The sequence below is a fragment of the Candidatus Aminicenantes bacterium genome (assembly GCA_026393855.1).
Classification (GTDB): Bacteria; Acidobacteriota; Aminicenantia; order Aminicenantales; family UBA4085; genus UBA4085.
Genome location: JAPKZJ010000079.1, coordinates 1 through 23,402 on the forward strand (window position 1 = coordinate 1; position 23,402 = coordinate 23,402).

Sequence of the window (23,402 nt, forward strand, 5' to 3'; positions counted from 1 at the left end):
CAGGCACCCGATGTTGTCCCCGGCCTGAGCCTGGTCCAACAGCTTCCGGAACATCTCCACCCCCGTGACGATCGACTTGCGCGTCTCGGCGAACCCGACGATCTCGATCTCGTCGCCCACCTTGACCACACCCCGATCCACCCGGCCCGTCACGACGGTGCCCCGGCCGGTGATGGTGAAAACGTCCTCGATCGACATCAGGAACGGCTTGTCCACTTCCCGCAACGGCTCCGGAATGAACTCGTCCAGCGCCTTGACCAATTCCCAGATCGCCTTGGCGCCCTCGCCCGACGGATCCGCCAGCGCCGCCGTCGCCGAGCCGCGAATGATCGGCGTCGTGTCCCCGGGGAACTCGTACTTGGTCAGAAGCTCCCGCACTTCGAGCTCCACCAGGTCCAGGATCTCCGGGTCGTCCACCAGATCGCACTTGTTCATGAAGACCACGATGGCCGGCACGTTCACCTGCCGCGCCAGCAGGATATGCTCCCGCGTCTGCGGCATCGGCCCATCCGCCGCCGATACCACCAGGATCGACCCGTCCATCTGGGCCGCGCCCGAAATCATGTTCTTGATGTAGTCCGCGTGGCCCGGGCAGTCGATGTGCGCGTAGTGCCGCAGCTCCGATTCGTATTCGACGTGGCTCAAGGCCACCGTCAGGATCTTCGTCGCGTCCCGCCGGAACATCTTGGCGTCCGCCTTGGCCACTTCGTCGTAGCTCTTGGCCGTCGCCAGCCCCTTGGTCGCCAGCACCTTCGTGATGGCCGCCGTCAGGGTCGTCTTGCCGTGGTCGATGTGCCCGATCGTCCCCACGTTCACATGCGGTTTCGTTCTCTCGAACTTCGCCTTTGCCATCCTGTCCTCCTATGTCTCGGTTAAGGCAGTCTGTATCGGAGTCAGCCCACGATCAGAGTTGAACTGATGACCCCGTCCTTACCAAGGACGTGCTCTACCAACTGAGCTACGTGGGCATCCATGTATTTCAGATGGAGCGGGAAACGGGATTCGAACCCGCGACAGACGGCTTGGAAGGCCGCCGCTCTACCAACTGAGCTATTCCCGCGTCGCTGGAAGTGGGCAGGGAAGGATTCGAACCTTCGAAGCGTTTCCGCAACGGGTTTACAGCCCGTCCCATTTAACCACTTTGGTACCTGCCCGTTACGCATTCGCATCCGTTTCTAATCAGCCAGCGAAGGGAATCGAACCCCTGACCCGCTGATTACAAATCAGCCGCTCTACCGACTGAGCTACGCTGGCGCCTCTATTCATTTCGTTTTCGATTTCGGAAAAAATAATAAACGACTCCATCGAAAAAACGAGAAAATTCCGCGCCTAGGCGAGTTTCCTCGAGAAGCGTTTCAGTTGTAACAGCGGTATGATACGGAGACGAGCGACATTCTAAATCCGACCGGGGAACCGTGTCAAGGAGTATTTTTTTGTTTCTTTATTTGGGGGGCGCCGGCGCCGCCGCCGTTGCGGCCCATCCGCTGCCGGACCTGGTTCATGGTCTCGTTCAAGCCGCGCAGAAAATCGATTTGGAAGATCTCGTAGCGGGCTTTCTGGCGGATGGTGAGGACGGCGGCCAAGGCGGCATCCCCCTCGTCGTCCAAGTCCTTGATCCGGGCCCTCAAGTCCTTGATCTGGATAATGGTCTCCTCGAAAGCGGCGTCCTTGGTCTCCGGGTCCTGGCTCATCCGGCGCAGAGCCTGGACCTCCCGGCTAAGATTTATTTGCATATCCTGTTTGCTTTTTTCGATGCGATTAAGAGCCGGAAAAATTTTTGCGGTCTGGTCCTCGGTCAGGTCCAGGGCCTGGGTCAGGCGGACTAGCCGCAAGGCCGCCAGATTGGCCTGGACCCTTTGACGCGGGGGATTCATCTGATTCTGGTTCTGGGCCGGGAGGGGGGCGACCAAGGCGGCGGCGGCCAGGAGGATCAGGACGGATCGAATCATGCGATTTTTCATTTTATCATCTCCCTTTTTAGAGAACGAGGCTCTCCTGTATCGCAGCTTCGAGGACTAATACGTCCTCGTCCGAGAGGCTGTCCAGATAAAATCCCGCGTTGGAAGCCAGCGGCTCGGATGCCGCCGGGGAAGCGATGCTGTTTTCGACCAGCGAGGCCCGAATAGCGGAATCGAAGGCCAGAGCCAGCGCCTCGTCTTCGACCAGGGATAAAGCCAGGCCGGACCGGGCGTCGGAAAAGGCGTAAGGAACAAGCTCGGGTGCCGGACCGGGGCGGAGAATCATAAGATAGAGTCCGACGGTCGCGACAAGCAGCGCGGCGGCGGCTCCCGCCCAGGCCCATCTCGGCCCGGCGAAAGGGGCGGGGCGAACGGACGCTTCCTTGAGGCCGGACTTCAGGCGGGCCAGGGAGCGGGCCATGCGCTCGGGATCAGGGTCGGCGGCCTGGCCGGATAAGGAAGCCTTCGATACCGCCTGGAGCATGGCCAGGGAAGCCTGATAGCCGCGGCAATCCCGGCAGGAAGCCAGATGGGCCTCCATCTCGAGCCGCGGCGCGTCCGCAAGACGACCATCCAAGTCATCCGAAATCAATCGTTTAGAGTGATTACATCGCATCTTGCGCCTCCCCCAAGTACGGTTGGAGCCTGGCCCGCAGCATCTTGCGAGCCTTATGCATTCGCCAGGAGACCGTGTTCTCCGAACATCCCAACACCTCGGCCGCCCGGCCGTGGGACATGCCTTGGACGACAACCAGGTTGAAAGCCGCCTGATAGACCGGCCTAAGCCGGCCGATCGCCTCTTCGAGCTTGCCCTTGAGCTCCCGGTTGAGGGAGCCTCCCTCTGGGGATCCGGCCGCATAGCCGGTCTTGTCCAGAACGGCCGCACCGTCCTCGAAAGGGGCTCTCCCCTTCTCCCGGCCCTTCTTCTTTAAATGATTCAAGGTCAGGTTGACGGCGATCCGGTAAACCCAGGTATAGAAGCTCGAATTGCGCCGAAAGCTCTTGAGGGATCGAAAAGCGGTCATAAACGCGTCCTGGGTCAGGTCGTCGGCGTCCTCGGGCGAGCGGGTCATGCCCAGGATAGTGCGGTAGATCCGCTCCTGCAGGCGGCCCGCCAATTCGGCAAAGGCGTCCACGTCGCCCGCCTGGGCCCGCTCGACCAGAACATCGTCGGCCGTACTTTCCATGTTTTCATTCACCGGATTAGACAGGCCTCCCGTTTGATCCTTAGCGCAGAATGGCAAGCGGAGCTTTTCGCTTCTCGTCGTCCCGAGGCCGACGAAATGATAAGCGGAGCTTTTCGCTTGTCGTCGTCCCGAGGCCGACGAAACGTCGGCCGTGGGGACCTCGAAAAATTGCCCCTCGTCCCCGCTTCGCAGGCCTTCGCAACGACATGGCCATTTTATGGTATCCAAAATGACAATGCCAGTATACGTAATTCCTCATTTCGGCGCTATTATCGTATGTATTTAAATCAACGATATGTTTCAAATGTAAATAATACTTGACATATAGCCATTATTTATTACATTATAGACACGGTCAAGGATAAACATGAAGCTCCAAAACCGCCTTAAAGTCTTGCGGGCCGCCAAGTCCGTCACTCAAGACGACCTCGCCCAAGCGGTCGAAGTCAGTCGCCAGACGATCAACGCGATCGAGCTGGGCAAGTTCAACCCATCGGTCATGACCGCCCTCAAGCTGGCCCGCTTCTTCGGGACGCCGGTCGAGGAGATTTTCGCCATCGTCGAGGAGGAACGCCATGAAGAAAATCGATAGTCATGTCCTTCGTTATGGGCTCGAAAGCGGCATCGGCTTGGCGACGTTACTGGCCGTGCTTGCCGTAGGTGAAGCCGGTTTCGCCGTCAGCTCCCTTTTCGCCATCACGGCTTTTTTAAAACGGAGGAAGCCGGACGAGCGGGAGACCCAGCTATTCCATCGCGCCAACACATTGGCCTTCGCGGCTATCTACCTCTCTATGATTCTGGTCTACTTCCTCTTTCCCGCTTTCAACTGGCTCATCGCCTTATTCTGCTCCTTCCTCTTCTTCCACGGCCTATCCAATCTCCTCCTCTATAAGTTCGGCTCCGTCGGCGGCGAAAAATAAGTTGGACAGGAGGATTTCCCATGCTAGTCCATCACTCATCCAAACGAACGGGAGGGATCATCGCCTTGGCGTTTCTTCTCGGATCGCTCTACAGCGCCGCCGGGCCGCTCGTCCCGGGACAAAGCCAAGGCCTCGATACACCGCCTGCCCTTCAGAAGGCCCTCTTCGCAAAGCTTAAAGTCGCCGAAGCCTGGCAACTGACCAAAGGCAGCCCGGACGTCCTCGTCGGAGTCATCGACAACGGCTTCGATTTCTACCATCCCCTGCTCAAGGGGCGCCTGCTGCCCGGCTTCTACGCCTCCGGCGGTTTCCACATGGAGCTTGAGGGCACTATCGCCCACGGCACCGCGATCGCCAGCATCATCGCCGCCCAGGGCGGCCTGGGAAGCGAAATGATCGGGCTGGCGCCGGACTGCCGCATCGTCACAGCATCTCAAGGGATGATCGAGCACGTTCTGATACGGATGCAACAGGACTGGGCTAAAAGCCATCCCGGAGCCCCTATCGACGAGTTCATGAAGAAGGCCGCGGCATCGGAGGAGCTGAAGAAGTTCGGCCGCGATTGGACGAGCTTTCAGGCCGCCGCGAACGCGGACGCGATCCTCTATCTCGTCGACCGGGGCGTCAGGGTCATCAACATCAGCGGCCTGCTGAGGAAGAGCCTATTCCGGGTCGCCGCAGACTGGGACCGGCTGGAAGCTGCCTTCAAGCACGCGGCCGACAAGGGCGTGCTGTTGATCCTCGCCGCCGGCAATAACGCCGTCGAAAGCGATGACTACCCCGGCGGCGAAGCCGCAGTGCTCATCGTCGGCGCATCCAAGCTCGACGATACTCGCTGGGAGCAGGAAACCAAGATGATGGGCCGGACGTTTAAGCAAGGCTCCAATTTCGGCAAACGCCTGGGAGTCATGGCCCCGACCGACAATATCCTGACCTGCGTTCCGCACGAGAAGCGGTTCTACGCAAGCGACGACGGTCCGATGGGAGCCGAGAACGAGGCTTTCAAAGGCCTCACCGAAGTCATGCCTGTGGGAGCCACCTCGTGCGCCGCCCCGATCGCCACGGCCCTGGCGGCGCTCGTCTTCAGCCTGCGGCCCGACCTGGACGGGCCGGCCGTCGCCGACCTCATCAAGAAAGGCAGCGACGACATCGGCGACAAAGGGTTCGACAAGCTGACCGGCTGGGGCCGGGTCAACTTTCTCAAGACGCTCCAGCTGGCCCAGTCTGCCCCACACAAATAGAAATAGGGGTACAGTATACGTAAATCCCAATTTTCCAAGTGCTTGGCAAGCAAAAAGAATCGGGATTTACGTATACTGTACCCCTATTAATGAGATTGCCGCGCCCCTGCTCGGCAGGGGCTCGCAATGACATCGAGGGCTTTCAGTACGCGACCAGCCCCGCTTTTTTCAGCACCTCCAGATACGCCACGATTCCGGCCAACGGCGTCTCCTGGCGAAGCTGAGTGTCCAGCATCTTCTTAATATCAAGGGCGCTGTTCTTGCCGTCGCAGAGAAGCTGGATTTCGGCATAATTGCGGGAGGCGGAACGATCGGGGACGGCCGCCCCCATGGCCTTCATCGCTTCCTGAATGGCCGTCTGGTATCCCTGGTATCCGCCGGCCTTGATCTTGGGTTGGGGCTTGGGCACGACGAGCGCCGCCTTCTTCTCGGCGTCGGAGGGCTTCCAGTCGATCGGCTTGAGCCCGAGGACCGCCGCCTGCCGCCGCATGGCCTGATCGTAAGTCCTGAGCTGGGCCGTCTCCAGCCCGACGACCGAAGCCTTCAGCTCGGCCAGATAGGGGGCGTAAGCGGCTTTGTTCGCAACCATTTGCAGGGTCGAGTCCAGCGTCGATCGCTCGTTGCGGGCCGAAGCTTCGATATATCCCCTGGCCCGTTTGACGGCGGCCGGAAACGCCGCCGCGTCCGCCCGGGTCATCTCCTCCAGCCCCCGAGCCAATTGATGGCCGATCCGCGCGGCCGCGTTGGAGACGATCTCGGCCGCGATGCGCCCGGCCATGGCGTCGTCGGCAGCGGCGATGGTGTAGGCCGCGGCCGCGGTGATGATCACGGCCCGCTTCAGCTGGGTGGGGTCAAGCTTGTCGGGCCGGTCCTCGGAGGTGTGGTACCACTGATCGGGCCAGGTGTTCAGGACGACGCCGGGAACACCCACACCCCAGTCGTTGAAAACCTCGTGGTCGGACGAGCCGAAATGGGTCCCGATGTAGTAATACATCGGCTCTTCGCTGCCGGTGGGGGCGACGATCCGGCGATTCATCGTCCCGCTCATCCCGTTGGTGACATAGGAGCGGGTCGCCTCGCCCACGTACCGATAATAGTTTTCCATGACGTCGTTAAGGAAGTGCGGATTGCCGTAGGTCGTCCGCATGACCGTAAAAAAGGCCAGGCTCTGGGTCAGCCGGTCGCCGACCATGTCCAGGTTGATGTCGCAGAGGGTGCGGCCGAACTGCTCGGGATTGGCCTTGACGTACGGGACGGTGCCGGAGAACTCCGGCGCCCAGAGGAAGCGGATCGTCCGCTTGGGCTTGGGCAGGCGGCCGTCGCGGATCAGCGCCTGGAGGGTCCGGGCCGCCTCGAGGATGGTCGCCGAGCCCGAGGAGTTGTCGTTGGCCCCGAACATCGTATAGCCCTCGAAGATATGGGCGCTGACGATAACTTCCTGGGCCTTGGGGTCCGTCCCGGGGATGGACGCGACGATGTCCTGCAGCTCGGCCTTTTCCATCTTGGATTCGACGACCGCGCGAACAGTGATCTTCTCGCCCCGTTTCAGCCGGTCGCGCAGGATGACGCCCTCGCGCGGCGGCAGGCAGAAGGCGAACTTGGTCGTCGCCGCATTGCCGCCCCCCCGCCCGCCGATGCCGCCCCAGGGGATCAGGAGCGGATCAAAGAGCGGCCGCGGCGACGAGAACGAGATGACCCCGGCCGCGCCCTTGCCCAGGCAGGCCGTGTTGTGAACCATCCCGGGCGAGCCGGAAGTGACGACGATCTTGTCCTTGACCTCGAGGCCCGTGAAATCCTTGGCCTCGCCGTCCCCCACCCAGACGAGGTCCGCCGTCACGTCGGCCGAGGCGCTGCCCTGGGCCAGCATGGCCGTGAGCTCGGTGTACGAGGCGATTTTCTGGCGGCCGGGGCTGACTTCCCACAGCTCGCCCTTGACGCCGTCCCAAGTCTCGCCGCCGGGGAATCGCAGGATAGCCGCGTCCTGCAAGCCGTATTCCTTCAGCCGGTCGAGAACGAACTGGGCCTCGCGGAACGTCCCGGCGTATTCGTCCGGTTTGCGGTCGCGCGGGAATCCGCACATGGCCATGACGCTGTTGTAAGCCGTTTCGCCCGAGGCTTCCCCCACGATCTCGTCCATCCGGGCCGGCGGCAGAAAAGTCCACTGCAGCCAGGACGTCATTTGGGCCGCGGCCCCCAAGCCGAGCCCGAGGAGAATCGCGGCGATCCAGGCGATGCGTTTGGTGTTCATGACTTCGCGCCTTTCGTCAGATCTTGATGTATCCCGCCGCGGCCAAAAGCTGGAGGTACGCCGTCGCCGCCCCCAGCGGGATGTCGATGTCCAGCTCGGCCGCCGCGTCGGCGGCGATGTCGGCGATCGAATTCCGGCCGTTGACGAAGTTGAGGAGCATGGCCGGCGCCTGCGGGTGCAGGGTGACGCCCTTCAAGGCATCGGGGTGCTCCTTCATGTACTTCACATAGGGCTCAAAGCGGGCCAACGACAGCTCTTTGCCCCTGACGGCCGGGGCGATGGAGGGCACCAGGCGGGCCGCCCGGTCGAGGCTGATCTTGGGCTCGCGGGGAGCCGCGACGCCCAGGGCTTTGGCCCGGACCGCGGCGTAACCGAGCACCTGCGACTTGAGGCCCTCGCCGTAAAGCTCCCACTGCTTGACGCGGGCGGCCACCGCGGCCGCCGCCGCAGGCGAGCCGGTCGCGATCTCGTCGATCGAGCGGATGGCCCCGATCTCACGCCGGACGGCGAAGCGGACGAGGTTGAGAGACCGGGCCGTGTCGGCCGCGAGGGTGGGTCCGGTCGCCGCATCGAGCTTGGCGAAGGCCCGGGGCAGGTCCCGCTCGGCCGTCCGCTTGTAGCCGTACTGCGAGGCGGCGTCGGCCAGGTCGGGCGCCCAGGCGTCCGGAAGCGCCGCCGCCGCCCAGCCCGTGGCCGCCCCGATGAAGGCGACCCGCTTCATCTCGGTCGGGTCGGCTTTGTCGGGCGTATCGGTATCGGTGTGATACCACTGGTCGGGCCAAGTGAAGAACTCGATGGCCGGAACGCCGACGGCCGGGACGATGAAGCAGACATGGTCGGAGCCGCCGGTCGCCTTGTGGATGAAGTAGCGGAAGGCGTCGCGCGAGCCGTTCTTCTCCCACATCGGAACCGGGAAGTTCTGGCCGCGGTAGCGGGATCGCGGCCCGTCGTTGAGGTACACGATATCGTTCATCCGCCAGACATAGTTCAGGACCGAATCCGCCAGCCCGTCGTAAAACGAGGGCAGGAAGCTCGGGCACTCGCCCATGGTGAAGAGCGAGTTGTTCTTGCGCAGGGCTTCGCCCACCATGTCCATGTTGATGTTGACCGAGAGCTTCGCGGCCAAGTCGGGGTTGTGCTTGATGAATTCGTTGGTGCCGGAGATTTCGTTGGGCCAGAGGAAGTGGATCGTCCGCCGGGGCTGGGGCAGCGCGCCGGACTTGACGAGGTCGGTCAGGGCGCGCAGGATCTCGAGCTGGGTGGCGACGCCGCCCATCGAGTCGTTGGCGCCGCGCTTGAGATAACCCTCGTAAAGATGCGAGGTGAAGATGACGCCTTTCTTGTCGGGCTCGGTCCCCGGGATCCAGGCGTGGATCATCTCGAATCGATCAGGGAACTTCTCGACTTTGGCCGAGGCCCGCAAGACGATCTTGCGGTTTAGCTCTACGTCCTCCAGCAGCTCGGACCACTGCCGCCAAGAGACGGCCAAGCCGATCTTGATGTTTTTGGACTGATCGATCGAGACGCCCGAATAAATAACCTGGTCGGGGTCGAGGTAACGATCTTGGGCGCTGAAGGTGATGACGCCGACCACACCCGCCGCGTCCAGGGCCGTGGTCATGTCGGGCGTCAGGCCCCAGACAAGCGCCAGCTTGCCTTTGTACGCGTCCTGGGATCCGGCCTCGCGGATCTTTTTGGCCTCGTCGGGCGTGAGCGCCGGAACATAAATGAGCTCGCCGGAGACATCGCAGGTTTTGGAGCCGCGCGAGACGAGCGCGGCGTCGGCCCCGATCCGGGCCAGCAGGCGCTTCTCGGGTTCGAGGGTCCAGAGCTCGCCCTCCAACGGGTAGTCGAATGTGGCGCCGGGAGTCGCCGGCGGATATTTCTCGATCTTGACGGTGTCGATGCCGTAGCCGCGGACGAGGTCGTGCAGGATGAGAGTTTCGGACATGGTGTCCTTGAGCTCTTTGACGTCGCGGACCCAGGGCGCGCCCGCCAGCCGCATCAGGTTGTTGAAGGCCATCTGGCCCGAGACCTCGTTGGCCAAGAGCGTCAGAATCTCCTGCGGCAGCGGCGTCTTGATGGCCTGGCCGGTCCGGGTCATGGCGGGCGGCCGGCTTTGGCTCGCGGCTGCGGCGCCCGGCTTGGCCGGGGCGGCGGGGGGCAAGGCCTGGCCGGCCCAGCCGAAGGCTGCAAGAGCGGCGACCATCGCCAGCCAAAGGGCCGGGATTCCATGGAACGGGGAGCGGGAGGGGGCGCGGAGTCGGGTCATGGCATCTCCAGTTTTAGGCAAAGAATAGGAAGGAGTATACGCGCTTTCCGAGTCCCCGGGAAGCGGCGCCGAGCCAACCGGGGCAAATTGACAAACATTCAATCCCAATATAGATTATGGACAAGGAAAAGGGAGCTGAAAAGCCCCCCGTTTCCGATGTTTTATCTCGCTGGGAGGATTTATGAAGAAGGTATTGAGGGCTGTCCTGTTCCTGGCGGTCGCGGCCGCGCTGGTGGCTGTTCCCGCCCAAGCCCAGATGAAGCTGGATTTCTCCTTATTCGGCGGTTACGGCTTCAACATGTCGTTCGCCTCCACCGTGACCACCACATCCGCCTTCTCGTCGGGCACGGCCGGATACTGGGATGCCTGGCAGCCCTTTTTCCACGATCCCGTCCTCGAGCTTAAAGCCGGCCCCAGCTTCGGCGGCCGGGTCACCCTTTGGTTCACCCCGATGATCGGGTTCGAGGGCAGCTTCGAGTACTCCCTGGCCAAGCCCCGCTTCAACGAAGTCAACGTGGCCGATCTGGAAGCCCAGATGGACGACATCGGGTATACCAGCTACTTCACCATAACGCCGGAGGGCGGGCATCTGATGAAGTTCTACGGCAACATTATCTTCAACCTGATGCCCAGCGCGCAGTTCAGCCCCTACCTCACGGCGGGAATCGGCTCGACGTCCTACACCATCGAGCCGGCCATCAACATCACTCATTCCGGATATTCGGAACTGATGAATTTGTCATACGACAACGCTTCGGCCCTGACCTTCAACGGCGGCGCCGGGTTCAACTATTGGTTCAGCCCGATGATCGGACTCCGGGTCGATGCCCGCATGTTCTTCGCCTCGCCGAAGTTCCTCCAGAACTACGACTATAAAATATTCGGCAGCGTCGACTGGCCCACCGACAATTACGTCACCCAGAGCGGCTCGCACATGGACGCGGTCATCACCGTGGGGCTCGTCATCCGGGTGATGTAAGCCCTGACGGCCTCCCGCCCTCCCTCCGGCCGCTGGCGCGGCCGGGGGGAGGGCTGAGTATTGACTCGACGATCTTTTCGCTCACTGGGGAATCCATGAACAAGGCGCTGAGCACGGGACTGTTCCTCTCGATGGCCTTCGCGCTGACAGCCGTCCCCGCCTGGGCCCAAATCCGGCTGGAAATTACGGGATTCGGCGGCTACGGGTTCAACCTAGCCTTTCCATCCTCGGTTGCCGTTGACTCCGCATTCGCCTCGGGCACGGCCGGCTACGACGATGCCTGGCGGCCCTTCTTCCACGACCCCGTCCTCGAACTTGGCGCCGGCGCCGGCTTCGGCGCCCGGGTCGCCCTCTGGTTCGGCCTGATCGGGTTCGAGGGCAGCTTCGAGTCCTCCTTGGCCCAACCCCGTTTCCATGAAGCGAGCGTGAGCGCTCTCGAAGCCCGGATGCAATCGACCGGGTATACCCCCTATTTCACGATGGTTGCGAACGGCGGGCAAATGATGAAGTTCTACGGAAACCTCATCTTTTACGTGCTGCCGAGCGAGGTGCTCCGACCCTATCTCACGGCAGGAATCGGCTCGACGTCCTACACCATCGAACCCTCCATCAGCATCAACCGGCCCTCGTATGCGGAAGAGATGGATCTCTGGTACGCCGGCTCTTCGGCGCTGACGATCAACGGCGGCGGAGGCTTCAGCTTTTGGTTCACGCCCGTAATCGGGTTGCGGGTCGACGCGCGCTTTTTTTACGGCTTGCCGACCTTCCGCCAGACCTATTTCTATAAAACCTCCGGAGACATCCAGTGGCACACGGACAGCTATGTCACCCAGAGCGGCCCGCACATAGACGCCGTCATCGCGGTGGGCCTCATCGCTCGAATATTGTAACGAGGAAATAGATAGGGGGACACCATACATAACCCCCTATCTCGCCTTCCTAGGCACATCTCATTCTGCGCAGGCGCTTCGGACACGGGGCCGATCGAAACATGGGAGATCGGGGGTTACGTATGGTGTCCCCCTATTTTGAGGACGGTGTTCCAGTTGCGGAAGGTCGCGGCGACGCCGAGCTTGGCCTCGATAAGATCATTCGGGGAGCCGTAGCGGCCGATCACCCGGCGCCGGATCAGGAACGCCTCGCGCCCTTCGACCGAGAATAGCTCCAGCCCGTCCTTGGCCGAGACGATGGGCAGATCGTAGCCGGCTTTCGGCTTCCTAGCCAGGAAGGCGACATAGTATTCAATGGCGCGGCCGGACGCCTCATCCCCAAACGGATCCCGCTGGACGAGCTTTTCGATCTCGCGGCGGGTCCTGAGCATGACCATCGTCCCGAGGCCCAGCTTATCGCGCAGATGGCCTTCGATCCTCGCGGTCATGGCTTCGCCCGCCGCGGCCGGCTCCCCCGCCTCGAAGACCACGTTGCCGCTGGCGAGGAGAGTCCGGACATTCTCGAATCCCAGGGCCATAAAGGCCCGCCGCAGGCTCTCCATCTTCAGGGTCGCATGCCCCCCGACGTTGACGGCCCGCAAGAACGCGACGTATCGGGTCATGAGTATCCTCGTACGAATTGGTTCCAGAACTATAGCGCCGGACTCCGGGGCGGTCAACCGCGCTGTCCGCCTTTGATTGAATCCCGCCTGGACCGGGGGTATGATACGTCCCGATGATGGCCGATATCGGAAAGCTCAATACCCTGAAGATCGCCAAGGCGGTCGATTTCGGGATCTATCTCGACGGCGGCGTCCTGGGCGAGATCCTACTGCCCAAGCGCTACATCCCGGCCGGCGCGAAGGTCGGCGACCGGATCGAAGTCTTTCTCTATTTCGACTCGGACGACCGCCTGATCGCCACGACCGAGAAGCCCCTGGCCATGGTCGGCGATTTCGCCTACCTTAAGGTCAAGGCCGTCAACGCGGTCGGCGCCTTCCTCGACTGGGGCCTATCCAAGGATCTCCTGGTCCCGTTTCGGGAACAGCATCGCCCCCAGATGCGAGAGGGGCACGGATATTGCGTCTTCCTATATCTGGACGCCGCCAGCCGCCGCATCGCGGCCTCGGCCAAATTGAGTAAATTTCTCAACACCCTGCCGGTCCCGTTCGTCGTCGGCCAGGAGGTCGGCCTCCTCATCTACGAGAAGACCGAGCTGGGCTACAAGGCCATCGTCGAAAATTCCCACTCCGGCGTGTTGTACAAGAACGAGGTCTTCCGCGATCTCGCCCTGGGCCAGCGCATCCGCGGCTATATCCATAAGATCCGCGAGGACGGCAAGATCGACCTGCGCCTGGACAAGCCCGGCTACGGCAAAGTCGGGTATTTGACCGAAGCGATTCTAAAACAGATCGCCGACCACGGGGGATTTCTCGAGGTCACCGACCGCTCGTCTCCCGCAGAGATTGCGGCCCTCTTCGGGGCAAGCAAGAAGGCCTTCAAAATGGCCGTCGGCGCGCTTTACAAGCAGCGACTGATCACGATCGAAGCGAATGGACTGCGATTAGTCTGAGGGGACCTCGCTCAGCGTTGCTTTTCAGTACCATTTCGAGATCGTGAAGTCGTGGTGGTGGGCGCTGGTATCGCCCGTGGTCACCGTGACCGGCGTGCCCGCCAGGACGTTTTGCAGGTCGGCCTGGGTCATCGTAAAAGTATGGGTGTGACCATTGGTCGATCCCGTCTGCCGGCTAATGCCGGTCGTCGGCGGGGCATCAACCTCGGTCTTCTGGACCACGAACGTATGGGAATGGCTGTCGGTAGTCGACGACGTGAAGGTGTGCGAGTCGACGGTGTTGGTAGGCGTCGTCGAGCTCTTGCAGGATGCGGCTACCCCCGCGACGGCCGTCACCAACGCCCCCGCCCCGAACATCTTCAGGAATTCGCTTCTCTTCATTTTCTGCCTCCTTGGCGATGGACGACAGCCGGCTTGCCCGGCCGCTAATCCCTAGTATTTACCTAGACAATATAGGGTTTAAAATCGCCGTTGTCAACATCTCCCGACAACCTTTTGCCCGGATTTCTCGTCCTGTCTGGAGAAGCCCCTGAACTAACCGGAGGAATTCGTGAAACATCAAAAAGCCTTCGCGGCGATCGCCGTCGCCGCCGCCCTCACCCTCGGACTGGCCTTTACCGTCGTCCAGGCCCAAGACAAGGACGATTCGCGCCGTGAAGTGAAGATCAGCGTCAAAAAGGACTTGGCCAAGATGGAGCGCGACCTCGAGCGCGCCATTGAACAGATCGAGTCCGTGCGGGGCTTGCGGGTCAAAATCCGCGGGCCGAAGAACTTCCGGTTGGACGTGAACCTCAGCGGCCTGGGCTCGATGCTGCGCGGCCTGGAAAAGCTGGGCCGGGAATTCGACGGCGAGCGCCATCGCCCCCTGACCCGATCCGAGAAGCGCCAGCTCCGCCGGGCCCTGAAAAAGCTCGAGGATCTCGACATCGACCTGGACTTCGATATCGACTTCGATATCGACATCCGCTGAAATAGGGAATTACCGTATGGTGCCCTATCGTTCTATCGAATGATGGGGCTGCTAGGGCCTGTCCCCCTGTTTCTTCAAAGGATCCCGAGGCGGCCCAAAATCTCCGCGGCCAGCACGCCTCGCTTGGCGCGGACCTCATCAAATGTCTTGCCGTCCATGTTGAGGGCGAAGGTATAGGCGCGGCCGTCTTTCTCGACAAAGCCGACGTACCAGCCGAAAGCCTTTTCGCCCAAGAAACCGCCGCCCGTCTTGACGCCCAGGCTCTTCCCGTCGCCGGTTTCCTTGATCATGATGCCTTTGACGATGTCGACCGTCCGCCGCGAGAACGCCAGCTCGCCGCGCAACAGGCGCGCTAGGAAATTCGCCTGCTCGTCGGCGGAGATCTTGAGGCTCCCCGTCAGCCAGAATACGTCGAGCCCGTCCGAGATGTCGCCGTTCCCGTAGCCGATCTTGCCCATGAACGAAGTCATCCTCTCGAGCCCGATCCGCCGGGCCAGCTCCCGGAAGTACCAAACCACGGAGTTTTTAAAGGCCGAGCGCAGGGTATGATCGCGGAGCCATTCGGTGAAGCCGTTCTTGATCCATTCGTCCTTTTCGGGGTATTTCGCGGGATCGAAAGGGATCAGCAGATCGGCGTCCTTGGCGACCCCGGTTTCCAGGGCGATAAGCGAATTGACGATCTTGAAGCTCGAAAACGGGGGCAAGCGCTCGGCGCAGCGCTTGGCGTTGTAGCGGGCGTATTGGCCGGCCTGCAGATCATAAATGACAAAGGCGCCGTCGATGCCGGCAAAGAGCGGGCCGATCGTTGGGCTCAGATCGGCCGGCAGTGAAATCGGCTTGGTTTGAGGGGCGGCTAAAAGGCCGCAGGTGAATATGGAGATGATTGCCGCAATCGCGAAACACGCTCTTTTTTTCATGATCGGCTCCCGCGACAAGAAATAGGGGGACGGGCTCGGCAGCCCTAATAATAGGGGTACAGTATACGTAAATCCCTATTTTCCGGAATCCCTAGCCGCGCAGAAATAGGGATTTACGTATACTGTACCCGTATTCTTTCTTCTATTTCCCGGCCAGGGCGACGTCGATCGCCTGCTTGAGGAGCATCTTGCCGCTGGCCGAGTAGACGAGCAGCTCGAACCCGGTCGGATTCTGTATGCTGCGCGGGTCGAGCTGGATCTTGGCCGGGCCGGAGCCGAACATGCCCCGGCCGAACCGGCCCAGGTCGGCCAGCCGCTTGCCGTTCTGCGCCAGCTCGATGCGCACCGATTCCAGCCCCTCCATCTCCAGCTCGATGGCCCGCGGGTCGAAGAAGTAGCCCTGGGGCAAGTCGGGAATCTTCGGAAGCTCGATCTTGCGGCGCAGGAATTCGCGCTTGAAGTCGAGCAGGAAGATCGTGACGTTCGGCCCGGTCGAGTCGTTGTATTCCTGGCTTTCGATCGTGATCTCGTAGGTCCCAGGCGGGAGCCATGTGCCGTCGGACTTCTGGCCCGCCGCCCAGACGAACTGGCCGCTGACGATGGGGACGGGATTGGCGATCTGGGCGATGGGACTGCCGCCCCCGGTCGATTTGGCATAGGGAATGCCGTGCTGCGCCGGATGCGTATCGTAATAGGCCGAGTGCGTCCATTGTACGGTCACGGAGTTGCCCCTCCGGATCAGCACGCCGTCGGCCGGAGCAGTGATGTTAAAGGTAGGCGATTGGGCGACAGCCACACCCGCCGCAATGGCGAGTCCCAGAAATGCGGAGATGGCGATTTTCTTCATGCTCTCCTCCGGATGGCCGAATCTTTATTTGCCGTGATTATGACAGAATAATTAGGGGGACACCATACATAACCCCCTAATTCGGGAATATTTGGGGAGTCGGGGATCGGGGGTTACGTACACTGCCCTCGTTTCTATAAAAACGAGGGCTGCCGAGCCCGTCCCCCTATTTTTGCCGGAACAGCTTCAACAGCTCCGCTACCTCGCCGGCCTTGGGCTTCTTATTCCGGGCCGTCCGCAGGAAGATCGAGATGTTTTCGGCGACCCGATCATTCGCCAGCAGCTCCGTCGGCATGTGGCTGATGGCGGCCAAATCGAGCATGGTTTTATAAGCCTCGGAATCCTTCGGGACAGCCAGCACGCTGGCGACGTCGTTGATCTGCTGCCTCGTTTTCGGCGGCGGCAGGATGCCCCGCTCCACCTTGCTCCAGTTGCTGGCGTCCAGCTCGGCTAGCCGGCAGAACTGCCGCAGCGTCAGGCCGCACTTCTCCCGCAAATCCTTGACATAGGGACCGAAGGTCATGGGCGCCTCCCGGCATCGCGAGCTAATCGACGTGGTAAGTCTCTACCACGAGCGCCGTTTTGTCAAGCCTTTGCAGCGAGTTGGCCTTGACATAGGCCGGCGTATCTACATAATAGATACAGGAGATTAACTCATGCTTTCCAGAGTCCTCAAATGGGGCAACAGCCTGGCCGTCAGAATCCCCAAAACCATGGCCGATGAGATGAACGTGGCCGAGAATACGTCTATAGAGTTGAAAGTGAAAGAAGGCGCCTTGGAGATCAAGCCCACCGCGGTGCAATGGACGCTCTCGGCGCTCCTTGCCGGCGTTACCGAGGCCAACACGCACGAGGAATGGGAGACCGGGCCCGCCCAGGGACGGGAACTGTTGTGAAAGCCGCCGCGTACGTCCCGAGCCGCGGCGACTTGATCTGGATCTCCCTCAATCCCCAAGCCGGCCACGAGCAAGCCGGCCGCCGTCCCGCCGTCGTGCTGTCCCCCGCGTCCTACAACGCCGCCGTCGGCCTGGCCCTTCTCTGTCCCGTGACGAGCCGGATCAAAGGCTATCCCTGGGAGGTCGTCATCCCCGAAGGCCTGCCCGTCACCGGAGTCGCGCTCTCCGACCAGGTCAAATCGCTGGATTGGCGAATCCGTCGGGCCGAGAGAATCGCCCCCCTCCCGGCCTCAGTCACCGCCGAGATTCTCGGCAAGCTGGGAACGCTGCTCGCCGACTAGCGCGGCTCTCGCGCTTATCCTAGCCCGGAATTCACTTCGCTCCATGCTTCCTTAATAAATCGGCCATTTCCTTCTTGTTTTGAGAGACGGCCAGCGCCAGCGGCGAGAAGCCGAACTTATCCTTGGCATTGATATCCGCGCCTTTGGCGATCAGCAGCTCGGCTACGCCCGTGTCGCGATTATAGACGGCATAGATCATGGCCGTATTGCCGTCTTTGCTCTTGGCGCTTATATCGGCGCCTTTGGCAATCAACAGTTCGACCACTCCCTTTTCGCCGACTCGGACGCCCTCAAGCAGCGGCGTCAGGCCGTTATTATCCTTGGCGTTTACATCGGCGCCATGGGCGATCAACCGCTCAGCGATATCCGTTGCGCCATTCCCGGCGGCAAAGTGCAGCGGCGTGCAACCGTCCTTATTCTTGGCCTTGATGTTCGCGCCTTTGGCGATCAGCAGCCCGGCGATTTCCTTATCGTTCGCGACAAAGAGAGGGGTAACTCCGTTATTATTCCCGGCCTCAATGTCGGCCCCTTTGGCGATCAGCAGCTCGACTACATCTTGGCAGCCTCTATCGGCCGCCTGATGCAGCGGCGTATCGCCGTCCTTGTTCCTAGCGTTGATATCGGCGCCTTTGGCGATCAACAGCCCGGCCATTTCCCTTTGCCCCTGAAAGGCGGTCCGATCCAGCGGCGTTTGGCCGTCTGCGTCTTTGGCGTTGATGTCAGCGCCTTTAGAGATCAGCCACTCGGCCATGCCCATGCGGTTGATGACGACGGCATGATAAAGCGGCGTTCGGCCTTCGGCGTCCTTGGCCTCGATGTCCGCGCCTTTGGCGAGGAGCAGCTTGGCCACTTCCATTCTGTTAAAACCAACGGCCAGGGCCAGCGGCGTATAGCCTTCGTTGTGCCTGGCATTCACATCGGCGCCTCTGGCGATCAGCATCGCAGCCGCGTCCACGTAGCCCGCTTCGGCGGCGACGTGCAGGGCCGTCGAGCCGTTTTCATCCTTGGCCTTCACGTCCACGCTGCTGTAAAACCTGGCTTCCAGCTTCTTGATCAGGCTCACAACCGTTTCGGCGTCATTCGCCTCCGGAGCCTGCCGGAGATATTCCTTGAGGCTGTAGACCGCATTGCCGTATTGTTCGGCTTTCTCCTGCGCCTTTCCGAGATGGTAATAGATAATGGGCCAGTAAACTGAGAGATCGGCCGCTTGCTGGAACTCCTTGATGGCCGATAGATATTCTTCGTGCGTTTTGGCCGTCTTCATGACGGCCGTGCCGCGGTCGAAATGCCGCTTGGCCTCCTCGGGGACGTCCTGCCCGAAGGCGGATGAGATTCCCGCCGCCAGAATGAAGATGGCCGCGAGCCAAACAACGGTTTTATTCATATCTCACTTCGCTTCACGCTTCATTTAGATCGCCTGACCACCGGGTCGGTGAGGGACAGATAACACGGCGAACTCCCCCTTTGTCCCGAGTTTACTCCAAAGATTGATTGCAAACAAAGAGCCAGGCGCGGCCCGTTCGAGCATCGGCCACCGGCAACACCGGGCCTTGGCGAGCCTTTCCGCCATAGTTTTCCGTCCAAGTTCGCGATATTATGGCTTCATGGCCAACGAAGCGCCGATCCCCGATTATCCCCGCCTCGTCCGCGCCGTGCTCGACGGCTACACCCTGCCCCCGTGGGGCGCACACGGCTTGTCCCATTGGGCCCGGGTCTGGGAGATCGGCCTGCGCCTGGCCGAGACGACGGGCGCCGATCCGACCATCGTCCGCCTTTTCGCGATCTTCCACGACTCCAAGCGCCTGAACGAAAACCAGGATCCCAGGCACGGCGCGCGCGGTGCGCTTTTTGCCGCCTCCCTGCGCGGGCCCGGCTTGGATCTGGCCGACCAGGACTTCGTCCGTCTCTCGATCGCCTGCGAGTATCACACCCATCGGAAATTCCACCCCGATCCGACCATTCAGACCTGCTGGGACGCAGACCGGCTGGACCTGCCGCGCGTCGGCAAGCGGGTCAATCCCGACTTTATCGGGACCGCCGCCGCCAAGCAGCCCGACATCATCGCCTGGGCCGCCCGCCGCGGCATCGAAGATTTTGTTCCGGCCCTGATCAAAACGGATTGGGGAGTGGATTTCGGCCAAACCCATGCCGACAAATAAGTATTTGCTCATAGACGGCTACAACGTCCTCCACAAGATTCCCGAATTGGCGCCAAGCCTCCAAACCGGATTGGAGAACGCGAGATTAAAGCTCGCACTCTTAATCTCGGCCTGGAGGCCGAGTCATCCATCCACCGAATGTGTCATCATTTTCGACGGCAGCCTCCAATTCTCGGGCACTCGCGACCAGCGTTTGGCCGGTATCCGGTGCATCTTCTCGCAGGCAGCCCATGGCGCCGACGACGAGATCATCCGATTCGTCAAGGAAGTCAGATCGAAAAATCACGAAATCGTAGTCGTCTCTAATGACAACAAGGTCGGGAACAATTGTCGGGCCCACGGGGCCTCCGTCCAGCCGGCAAGCTACCTTCAGACTTCGAAGACAGGCCATCCCAAGGCCGGCGCAAAAACCTCATTGGGGTCCAAGGGAATCGACAGAAAGACGGCGGCCGAAATCGACAGAGAATTAAAGAAAAAATTCGGCCTGTAATCCCACCTCGTATTCCATATTTAAACAAAATATCGCTTGCAATAATGCATTTCAAATGCAGAATTACAAGTATCGAGTCCCAATTTCAGAACTTCCCTCGGGCTCTGGCGGCGACGGCAGCACCGCCCAACTGCTTACTTGATTTGTAGTCTACTTTATAGTAGACTACTCACAAGTAGACTATCTACGGGGAGGGCCTATGGAGTTTATCGATCGAGAGAAAGAATTGGCGGCCTTGGCGAAGGCCTGGCAAGGCCTGGACGCCCGGCTCATGGTGATCTACGGCAAGCGACGGGTCGGAAAAACGGAGCTCATCAAGCAGTTTATCAAGGGCAAGCCCCATATCTACTTCCTCGGCCAGCGCGTCAACGGCATCGACAACCGCCGTTGGCTGGCCGATAGGACCGCCGAACACTTTCAGGATGATTTCCTGAAAAACACGGGCTTTCCGGATTGGCGCGCCTTTTTCCAGTACGGCCGCGATCACATCAAAACGAGAACCATCCTGGCCATCGATGAATTCCCCTATCTGACGGAATCGGAGACGGGCCTGCCTTCGATCTTTCAAGCCGGATGGGACGAATATCTCAGTCACACGCCCGTTTTCCTCATTCTCTGCGGATCGAGCATCGCCATGATGGAAAGCGAAGTTTTGGCCGAAAAGTCGCCTCTTTTCGGCCGCCGGACGGGACAGATCCAGTTGAAGCCGTTTCGCTTCGCGGAGGCCAGAAAATTCTATCCCCGGGCTTCTTTCGACCGGTGCCTGGAGCTCTATGCTTTGGCCGGCGGCAACCCCAGTTATTTGAAGCAATTGGACCCTGGTCGTTCCGCCCTCGCCAATATCATCTCCCTGGTCCTCCCGCCCGAGGCTTTCCTAGCCCGAGAGGTCGAGTTTCTGCTCCGAGAAGAGCTCCGAGAGCCGCGCAATTATTTCGCCATCCTGAAATCAATCGCCTTCGGAAAAAGCAAGATCGGCGAGATCGTCAATGACACCGGCCTCGAAAAGGGGATCTTGCACCGGTATCTTTTCACCCTTGATGACCTGCAGGTGATCCACAAGGAAGTACCGGTCACAGAACGCCTGCCCCTCAAATCCCGTAAAGGCCTCTACCGCATCCAGGATCAATTCATCAAGTTCTGGTTCCGCCACATCCTGCCGAATCGAACGGCGATTGAAGAAGGCAGGTTCGATCGGCTTCTGCCGCAGCTCGAGGCCGACTTTCCGGCCCTTGTCGCGGAGAATTATGAGAAGCTGGCCGTCGACATCGTCCAAGCGCACGAAGATCTTTTTTTCCCGATGGACGCCGCCGGCCGGTGGTGGAACCGAGAAGAGGAAATCGACCTGGTGGCCATCAACGAAGAACGCAAGGAAATCCTCTTCGGCGAAGCCAAGTGGAGCGCTCGGCCCATCGGGACCGATATTTTGACTGACCTGAAGAGGAAAGCCCCCCTGGTCGATTGGCACAACGGCGAGAGGACGGAACGGTTCTGCCTGTTCTCCCGGAGCGGATTTACAAAAGACATGCGTGAGCTCGCCCATCAAGAAGGGATTGTGCTCTTCCATAAGGACAAATTAATCGAAGTCTAAAGCCATACCCGGCCTTGGCTCGCTCAGTTCGCTTGGGCAAGAACCCTCAGCAAAGAAGATTTTGTTCCAGCCCTAATTAAAACGGATTGGAGAGGCTCGCTCAGTTCGCTTGGGCAAGAACCCTCAGCAAAGAAGATTTTGTTCCAGCCCTAATTAAAACGGATTGGAGAGCTTAATAGGCACGCCTTCGATTAGGGCATATCCGGGATTAGCAGAGTTCCGGATGCAGGCGTTTCAGCCAATCTCTAACGACTTCTCTCAGTTTGACGACGAAGTCGATTAATTCCTGGGCATCCGAATGTGTCGCGGCGCCGGCCATAGTGTATTCAACTGTATTCCTCTTGCTGCGACAGGCGTGGAGATACTCGGATCCCTCGATAAACTCTTTTCCAAGAATCAATGGGATGGCGTGAATAGTCCGGTAGTGTTGGGACTGTCGGTCGGTCCTATATCCCTCCGCTCTCAACAGTATCATGGCCAACTTAAGCCCGGCATTATATGCGATCCCAAGTCGCCAGTCCGCCGATAGCGCGCCTTTCACATCATTTAGATCTCGATTCACGATCGAAAATGAATTCGCGATTTCCTGCGCGGAGCTCGGTTCGGGCTTAATCCAACCGTTTTCCGCCCATTGTGCCAAGCTCATTTTCATCCCCTATAACAAATAATTTGGGCGAGGCCAAAACTCGGCTAACGAAATGGTCTTTACGCTCGATTCGGTCGCGCAGCTCTTCAACCGTGATCGCAAAAGGATTGATTTCGCGGCCGATCTCCTCCGCCAAGCCGGATAATTTCGGAGTCAACGCCCGGAGCGTGATCGAGCCGACAATAAAGAGATCAAGGTCCGAACCGGCTGTTTCCTCTCCTTCGCTCCCGCAGCCCCTCGGCCAGCCCGTCAGTTTTAAGGACCAGTTGGCAAAGGATCGAGAACAACGGATGATCCCTATTTGCGCGGTAGTAGAGCCTATTCCCATCTCTCCTAATCGATATCAGATCTAAGCTTTTCAACTTCTTCATCTCGTCCTGGACGGTCCCGATAGTCAGCTTCGATCGGCGGGTGATCTCCCTGAGGTGAATCTCTTTTGGGTTCAATCCGAAAAGAACTTTCAACACTTCAGCCCGCGTTCTTGAAGATAGCAGCTTTGATAAAACACTCATGATCGTATTGTTATACCATACGATTGTATGGTTTAGCAATACAATGTCTTTCAACATAGCCATTTCTGTAACTGTAGGCCTCTAAATAGTATAGACGCCACTTGGGGCTATTATTCTCATTTTCGCCAAGCCAAAGTATCCTTCCATGGAGGACACTTCTATGTGCATCTGTCCTTTTACGGAAGAACGCATTTCTCAGACTTGCTTATCGGGAACAATTGTCGGGCACACGGCGCATCCGTCCAGCCGTCGAGCTATCTTCGGATGTTAAAGGCAGACCATCCCAAGGCCGGCGTGAAAGCCACATCGGATTTTAAAAGAATCGACAGGAAGACGGCCTCCGAAATCGACAAAGAATTAAAGAAGAAATCCGGCCTGTAGTCTCGGCCTCGATCAAGGATCAAACAATGTTATTTTGGCGGATAATACACGCCCAAGACTACAAATTAAAACCCGTCGTTTTCAAAGGTTTTGGATCGAGATCGTTTGCGCGCTCAATTCCGCCATCCGGCGAGCGACAATCGATCGATGGCAGAATTCGGATTTCCGCTCGAAACAAAGCAGGCAGCTCGGCCCCACTTTTGCGAGCTTCAGAGCGCTCTGGACAAAATCATCCTGCGTGGCCAAGTAGGCGGAATAGGCTTGAACGAAAGCCCCGAAATCCGCATCGGTATGCAGCTTATGACGGATAACGGAAGGACTCCCCAAGGCCTTGAGATGGACGTACTC

General features: G+C 59.9%; 26 protein-coding genes and 4 tRNA genes. 12 read left to right on the top strand and 18 right to left on the bottom strand.

Translation table 11 applies throughout. The annotated features are described in order from the left end of the window. From NTZ26_09620 to NTZ26_09655, 8 genes are all read right to left on the bottom strand, one after another. Nucleotides 1–852, bottom strand: an 852-nt coding sequence (locus tag NTZ26_09620; protein MCX6560758.1) for an elongation factor Tu, incomplete at its 3' end; no start/stop codon positions are given. Nucleotides 853–895: 43 nt separating this feature from the next. Beyond that, nucleotides 896–968, bottom strand: a tRNA-Thr gene (locus tag NTZ26_09625). A gap of 16 nt (nt 969–984) precedes the next feature. Beyond that, nucleotides 985–1,060 (bottom strand) — tRNA-Gly (locus NTZ26_09630). Between the two features lie 11 nt (nt 1,061–1,071). Further along, nucleotides 1,072–1,154, bottom strand: a tRNA-Tyr gene (locus NTZ26_09635). Nucleotides 1,155–1,181: 27 nt separating this feature from the next. Further along, nucleotides 1,182–1,254, bottom strand: a tRNA-Thr gene (locus NTZ26_09640). A 164-nt stretch (nt 1,255–1,418) separates the two neighbouring features. After that, on the bottom strand, nt 1,419–1,961 hold the full coding sequence (locus tag NTZ26_09645; GenBank protein MCX6560759.1) for a hypothetical protein: 543 nt from the start codon (nt 1,959–1,961) through the stop codon (nt 1,419–1,421). 16 nt (nt 1,962–1,977) lie between these two features. Beyond that, nucleotides 1,978–2,535: a zf-HC2 domain-containing protein gene (locus NTZ26_09650; GenBank protein ID MCX6560760.1), complete on the bottom strand. Its 558-nt coding sequence runs from the start codon at nt 2,533–2,535 to the stop codon at nt 1,978–1,980. Nucleotides 2,536–2,563: 28 nt separating this feature from the next. Continuing rightward, entirely contained in the window at nt 2,564–3,145 is a 582-nt protein-coding gene (locus tag NTZ26_09655; protein MCX6560761.1) for a sigma-70 family RNA polymerase sigma factor, read from the bottom strand. Between the two features lie 367 nt (nt 3,146–3,512). Here NTZ26_09655 and NTZ26_09660 point away from each other — a divergent pair, with 367 nt between their 5' ends. The 3 genes from NTZ26_09660 to NTZ26_09670 are packed head-to-tail and all read left to right on the top strand — an operon-like array spanning nt 3,513 to nt 5,306. Next, nucleotides 3,513–3,737, top strand: coding sequence for a helix-turn-helix transcriptional regulator (locus tag NTZ26_09660; protein ID MCX6560762.1), 225 nt, complete (start codon nt 3,513–3,515; stop codon nt 3,735–3,737). Further along, the gene (locus NTZ26_09665; GenBank protein ID MCX6560763.1) at nt 3,721–4,065 is read left to right on the top strand and encodes a hypothetical protein; all 345 of its coding nucleotides are present in this window, start codon (nt 3,721–3,723) and stop codon (nt 4,063–4,065) included. Before NTZ26_09660 ends, NTZ26_09665 begins: the two co-directional genes overlap by 17 nt. 20 nt (nt 4,066–4,085) lie before the next feature. After that, complete coding sequence (locus NTZ26_09670; protein ID MCX6560764.1) at nt 4,086–5,306, top strand: S8 family serine peptidase; 1,221 nt, start codon at nt 4,086–4,088, stop codon at nt 5,304–5,306. A gap of 142 nt (nt 5,307–5,448) precedes the next feature. On the opposite strand, the gene NTZ26_09675 is transcribed toward NTZ26_09670, so the two are convergent. Together NTZ26_09675 and NTZ26_09680 are read right to left on the bottom strand one after the other, a co-directional pair. Then, nucleotides 5,449–7,554: a M28 family peptidase gene (locus NTZ26_09675; protein MCX6560765.1), complete on the bottom strand. Its 2,106-nt coding sequence runs from the start codon at nt 7,552–7,554 to the stop codon at nt 5,449–5,451. Nucleotides 7,555–7,570: 16 nt separating this feature from the next. Continuing rightward, on the bottom strand, nt 7,571–9,826 hold the full coding sequence (locus NTZ26_09680) for a M28 family peptidase (protein MCX6560766.1): 2,256 nt from the start codon (nt 9,824–9,826) through the stop codon (nt 7,571–7,573). Nucleotides 9,827–10,007: 181 nt separating this feature from the next. On the opposite strand from NTZ26_09680, the gene NTZ26_09685 reads away from it, so the two are divergent. Further along, nucleotides 10,008–10,805: an outer membrane beta-barrel protein gene (locus tag NTZ26_09685; GenBank protein MCX6560767.1), complete on the top strand. Its 798-nt coding sequence runs from the start codon at nt 10,008–10,010 to the stop codon at nt 10,803–10,805. A gap of 95 nt (nt 10,806–10,900) precedes the next feature. Next, nucleotides 10,901–11,695, top strand: a complete 795-nt coding sequence (locus tag NTZ26_09690; protein MCX6560768.1) for a hypothetical protein — start codon at nt 10,901–10,903, stop codon at nt 11,693–11,695. A 116-nt stretch (nt 11,696–11,811) separates the two neighbouring features. On the opposite strand, the gene NTZ26_09695 is transcribed toward NTZ26_09690, so the two are convergent. Further along, on the bottom strand, nt 11,812–12,357 hold the full coding sequence (locus NTZ26_09695; protein MCX6560769.1) for a DUF1697 domain-containing protein: 546 nt from the start codon (nt 12,355–12,357) through the stop codon (nt 11,812–11,814). Nucleotides 12,358–12,473: 116 nt separating this feature from the next. Here NTZ26_09695 and NTZ26_09700 point away from each other — a divergent pair, with 116 nt between their 5' ends. Continuing rightward, entirely contained in the window at nt 12,474–13,307 is an 834-nt protein-coding gene (locus NTZ26_09700; protein ID MCX6560770.1) for a S1-like domain-containing RNA-binding protein, read from the top strand. A gap of 24 nt (nt 13,308–13,331) precedes the next feature. On the opposite strand, the gene NTZ26_09705 is transcribed toward NTZ26_09700, so the two are convergent. Beyond that, on the bottom strand, nt 13,332–13,688 hold the full coding sequence (locus NTZ26_09705) for a hypothetical protein (GenBank protein MCX6560771.1): 357 nt from the start codon (nt 13,686–13,688) through the stop codon (nt 13,332–13,334). Between the two features lie 169 nt (nt 13,689–13,857). Here NTZ26_09705 and NTZ26_09710 point away from each other — a divergent pair, with 169 nt between their 5' ends. Next, on the top strand, nt 13,858–14,277 hold the full coding sequence (locus NTZ26_09710) for a hypothetical protein (protein MCX6560772.1): 420 nt from the start codon (nt 13,858–13,860) through the stop codon (nt 14,275–14,277). A gap of 74 nt (nt 14,278–14,351) precedes the next feature. Here NTZ26_09710 and NTZ26_09715 read toward each other — a convergent pair whose 3' ends face one another. The 3 genes from NTZ26_09715 to NTZ26_09725 form a co-directional block, all read right to left on the bottom strand. Further along, nucleotides 14,352–15,194 (bottom strand): penicillin-binding transpeptidase domain-containing protein, encoded by an 843-nt coding sequence (locus NTZ26_09715; protein MCX6560773.1) that lies wholly within the window; start codon nt 15,192–15,194, stop codon nt 14,352–14,354. 142 nt (nt 15,195–15,336) lie between these two features. Further along, on the bottom strand, nt 15,337–16,041 hold the full coding sequence (locus NTZ26_09720; GenBank protein MCX6560774.1) for a hypothetical protein: 705 nt from the start codon (nt 16,039–16,041) through the stop codon (nt 15,337–15,339). Nucleotides 16,042–16,207: 166 nt separating this feature from the next. Then, entirely contained in the window at nt 16,208–16,564 is a 357-nt protein-coding gene (locus tag NTZ26_09725; protein MCX6560775.1) for a helix-turn-helix transcriptional regulator, read from the bottom strand. 133 nt (nt 16,565–16,697) lie between these two features. On the opposite strand from NTZ26_09725, the gene NTZ26_09730 reads away from it, so the two are divergent. Beyond that, complete coding sequence (locus NTZ26_09730) at nt 16,698–16,937, top strand: AbrB/MazE/SpoVT family DNA-binding domain-containing protein (protein MCX6560776.1); 240 nt, start codon at nt 16,698–16,700, stop codon at nt 16,935–16,937. Continuing rightward, complete coding sequence (mazF, locus tag NTZ26_09735) at nt 16,898–17,278, top strand: endoribonuclease MazF (GenBank protein ID MCX6560777.1); 381 nt, start codon at nt 16,898–16,900, stop codon at nt 17,276–17,278. Before NTZ26_09730 ends, mazF begins: the two co-directional genes overlap by 40 nt. Before the next feature lie 31 nt (nt 17,279–17,309). Here mazF and NTZ26_09740 read toward each other — a convergent pair whose 3' ends face one another. Further along, a complete protein-coding gene (locus NTZ26_09740) occupies nt 17,310–18,662 on the bottom strand; it encodes an ankyrin repeat domain-containing protein (GenBank protein MCX6560778.1) in 1,353 nt (450 codons plus the stop codon). A gap of 220 nt (nt 18,663–18,882) precedes the next feature. Here NTZ26_09740 and NTZ26_09745 point away from each other — a divergent pair, with 220 nt between their 5' ends. Beyond that, the gene (locus tag NTZ26_09745) at nt 18,883–19,437 is read left to right on the top strand and encodes a hypothetical protein (protein ID MCX6560779.1); all 555 of its coding nucleotides are present in this window, start codon (nt 18,883–18,885) and stop codon (nt 19,435–19,437) included. 689 nt (nt 19,438–20,126) lie between these two features. After that, nucleotides 20,127–21,515, top strand: a complete 1,389-nt coding sequence (locus tag NTZ26_09750; GenBank protein ID MCX6560780.1) for an ATP-binding protein — start codon at nt 20,127–20,129, stop codon at nt 21,513–21,515. Nucleotides 21,516–21,723: 208 nt separating this feature from the next. Here NTZ26_09750 and NTZ26_09755 read toward each other — a convergent pair whose 3' ends face one another. After that, the gene (locus NTZ26_09755; protein MCX6560781.1) at nt 21,724–22,161 is read right to left on the bottom strand and encodes a hypothetical protein; all 438 of its coding nucleotides are present in this window, start codon (nt 22,159–22,161) and stop codon (nt 21,724–21,726) included. Then, the gene (locus NTZ26_09760) at nt 22,124–22,489 is read right to left on the bottom strand and encodes a hypothetical protein (protein ID MCX6560782.1); all 366 of its coding nucleotides are present in this window, start codon (nt 22,487–22,489) and stop codon (nt 22,124–22,126) included. Before NTZ26_09760 ends, NTZ26_09755 begins: the two co-directional genes overlap by 38 nt. Nucleotides 22,490–23,201: 712 nt before the next feature. On the opposite strand from NTZ26_09760, the gene NTZ26_09765 reads away from it, so the two are divergent. Continuing rightward, on the top strand, nt 23,202–23,402 hold a 201-nt coding region (locus NTZ26_09765; protein ID MCX6560783.1), incomplete at its 3' end, for a hypothetical protein.

Bases quoted from the DNA above. Each gene is read 5' to 3' on its own strand.
- NTZ26_09645 (MCX6560759.1), bottom strand. From the start codon at position 1,961: ATGAAAAATCGCATGATTCGATCCGTCCTGATCCTCCTGGCCGCCGCC.
- NTZ26_09655 (MCX6560761.1), bottom strand. From the start codon at position 3,145: ATGGAAAGTACGGCCGACGATGTTCTGGTCGAGCGGGCCCAGGCGGGC.
- NTZ26_09660 (MCX6560762.1), top strand. From the start codon at position 3,513: ATGAAGCTCCAAAACCGCCTTAAAGTCTTGCGGGCCGCCAAGTCCGTC.
- NTZ26_09665 (MCX6560763.1), top strand. From the start codon at position 3,721: ATGAAGAAAATCGATAGTCATGTCCTTCGTTATGGGCTCGAAAGCGGC.
- NTZ26_09670 (MCX6560764.1), top strand. From the start codon at position 4,086: ATGCTAGTCCATCACTCATCCAAACGAACGGGAGGGATCATCGCCTTG.
- NTZ26_09675 (MCX6560765.1), bottom strand. From the start codon at position 7,554: ATGAACACCAAACGCATCGCCTGGATCGCCGCGATTCTCCTCGGGCTC.
- NTZ26_09680 (MCX6560766.1), bottom strand. From the start codon at position 9,826: ATGACCCGACTCCGCGCCCCCTCCCGCTCCCCGTTCCATGGAATCCCG.
- NTZ26_09685 (MCX6560767.1), top strand. From the start codon at position 10,008: ATGAAGAAGGTATTGAGGGCTGTCCTGTTCCTGGCGGTCGCGGCCGCG.
- NTZ26_09690 (MCX6560768.1), top strand. From the start codon at position 10,901: ATGAACAAGGCGCTGAGCACGGGACTGTTCCTCTCGATGGCCTTCGCG.
- NTZ26_09695 (MCX6560769.1), bottom strand. From the start codon at position 12,357: ATGACCCGATACGTCGCGTTCTTGCGGGCCGTCAACGTCGGGGGGCAT.
- NTZ26_09700 (MCX6560770.1), top strand. From the start codon at position 12,474: ATGGCCGATATCGGAAAGCTCAATACCCTGAAGATCGCCAAGGCGGTC.
- NTZ26_09705 (MCX6560771.1), bottom strand. From the start codon at position 13,688: ATGAAGAGAAGCGAATTCCTGAAGATGTTCGGGGCGGGGGCGTTGGTG.
- NTZ26_09715 (MCX6560773.1), bottom strand. From the start codon at position 15,194: ATGAAAAAAAGAGCGTGTTTCGCGATTGCGGCAATCATCTCCATATTC.
- NTZ26_09720 (MCX6560774.1), bottom strand. From the start codon at position 16,041: ATGAAGAAAATCGCCATCTCCGCATTTCTGGGACTCGCCATTGCGGCG.
- NTZ26_09725 (MCX6560775.1), bottom strand. From the start codon at position 16,564: ATGACCTTCGGTCCCTATGTCAAGGATTTGCGGGAGAAGTGCGGCCTG.
- NTZ26_09730 (MCX6560776.1), top strand. From the start codon at position 16,698: ATGCTTTCCAGAGTCCTCAAATGGGGCAACAGCCTGGCCGTCAGAATC.
- mazF (MCX6560777.1), top strand. From the start codon at position 16,898: ATGGGAGACCGGGCCCGCCCAGGGACGGGAACTGTTGTGAAAGCCGCC.
- NTZ26_09740 (MCX6560778.1), bottom strand. From the start codon at position 18,662: ATGAATAAAACCGTTGTTTGGCTCGCGGCCATCTTCATTCTGGCGGCG.
- NTZ26_09745 (MCX6560779.1), top strand. From the start codon at position 18,883: ATGGCCAACGAAGCGCCGATCCCCGATTATCCCCGCCTCGTCCGCGCC.
- NTZ26_09750 (MCX6560780.1), top strand. From the start codon at position 20,127: ATGGAGTTTATCGATCGAGAGAAAGAATTGGCGGCCTTGGCGAAGGCC.
- NTZ26_09755 (MCX6560781.1), bottom strand. From the start codon at position 22,161: ATGAGCTTGGCACAATGGGCGGAAAACGGTTGGATTAAGCCCGAACCG.
- NTZ26_09760 (MCX6560782.1), bottom strand. From the start codon at position 22,489: ATGGGAATAGGCTCTACTACCGCGCAAATAGGGATCATCCGTTGTTCT.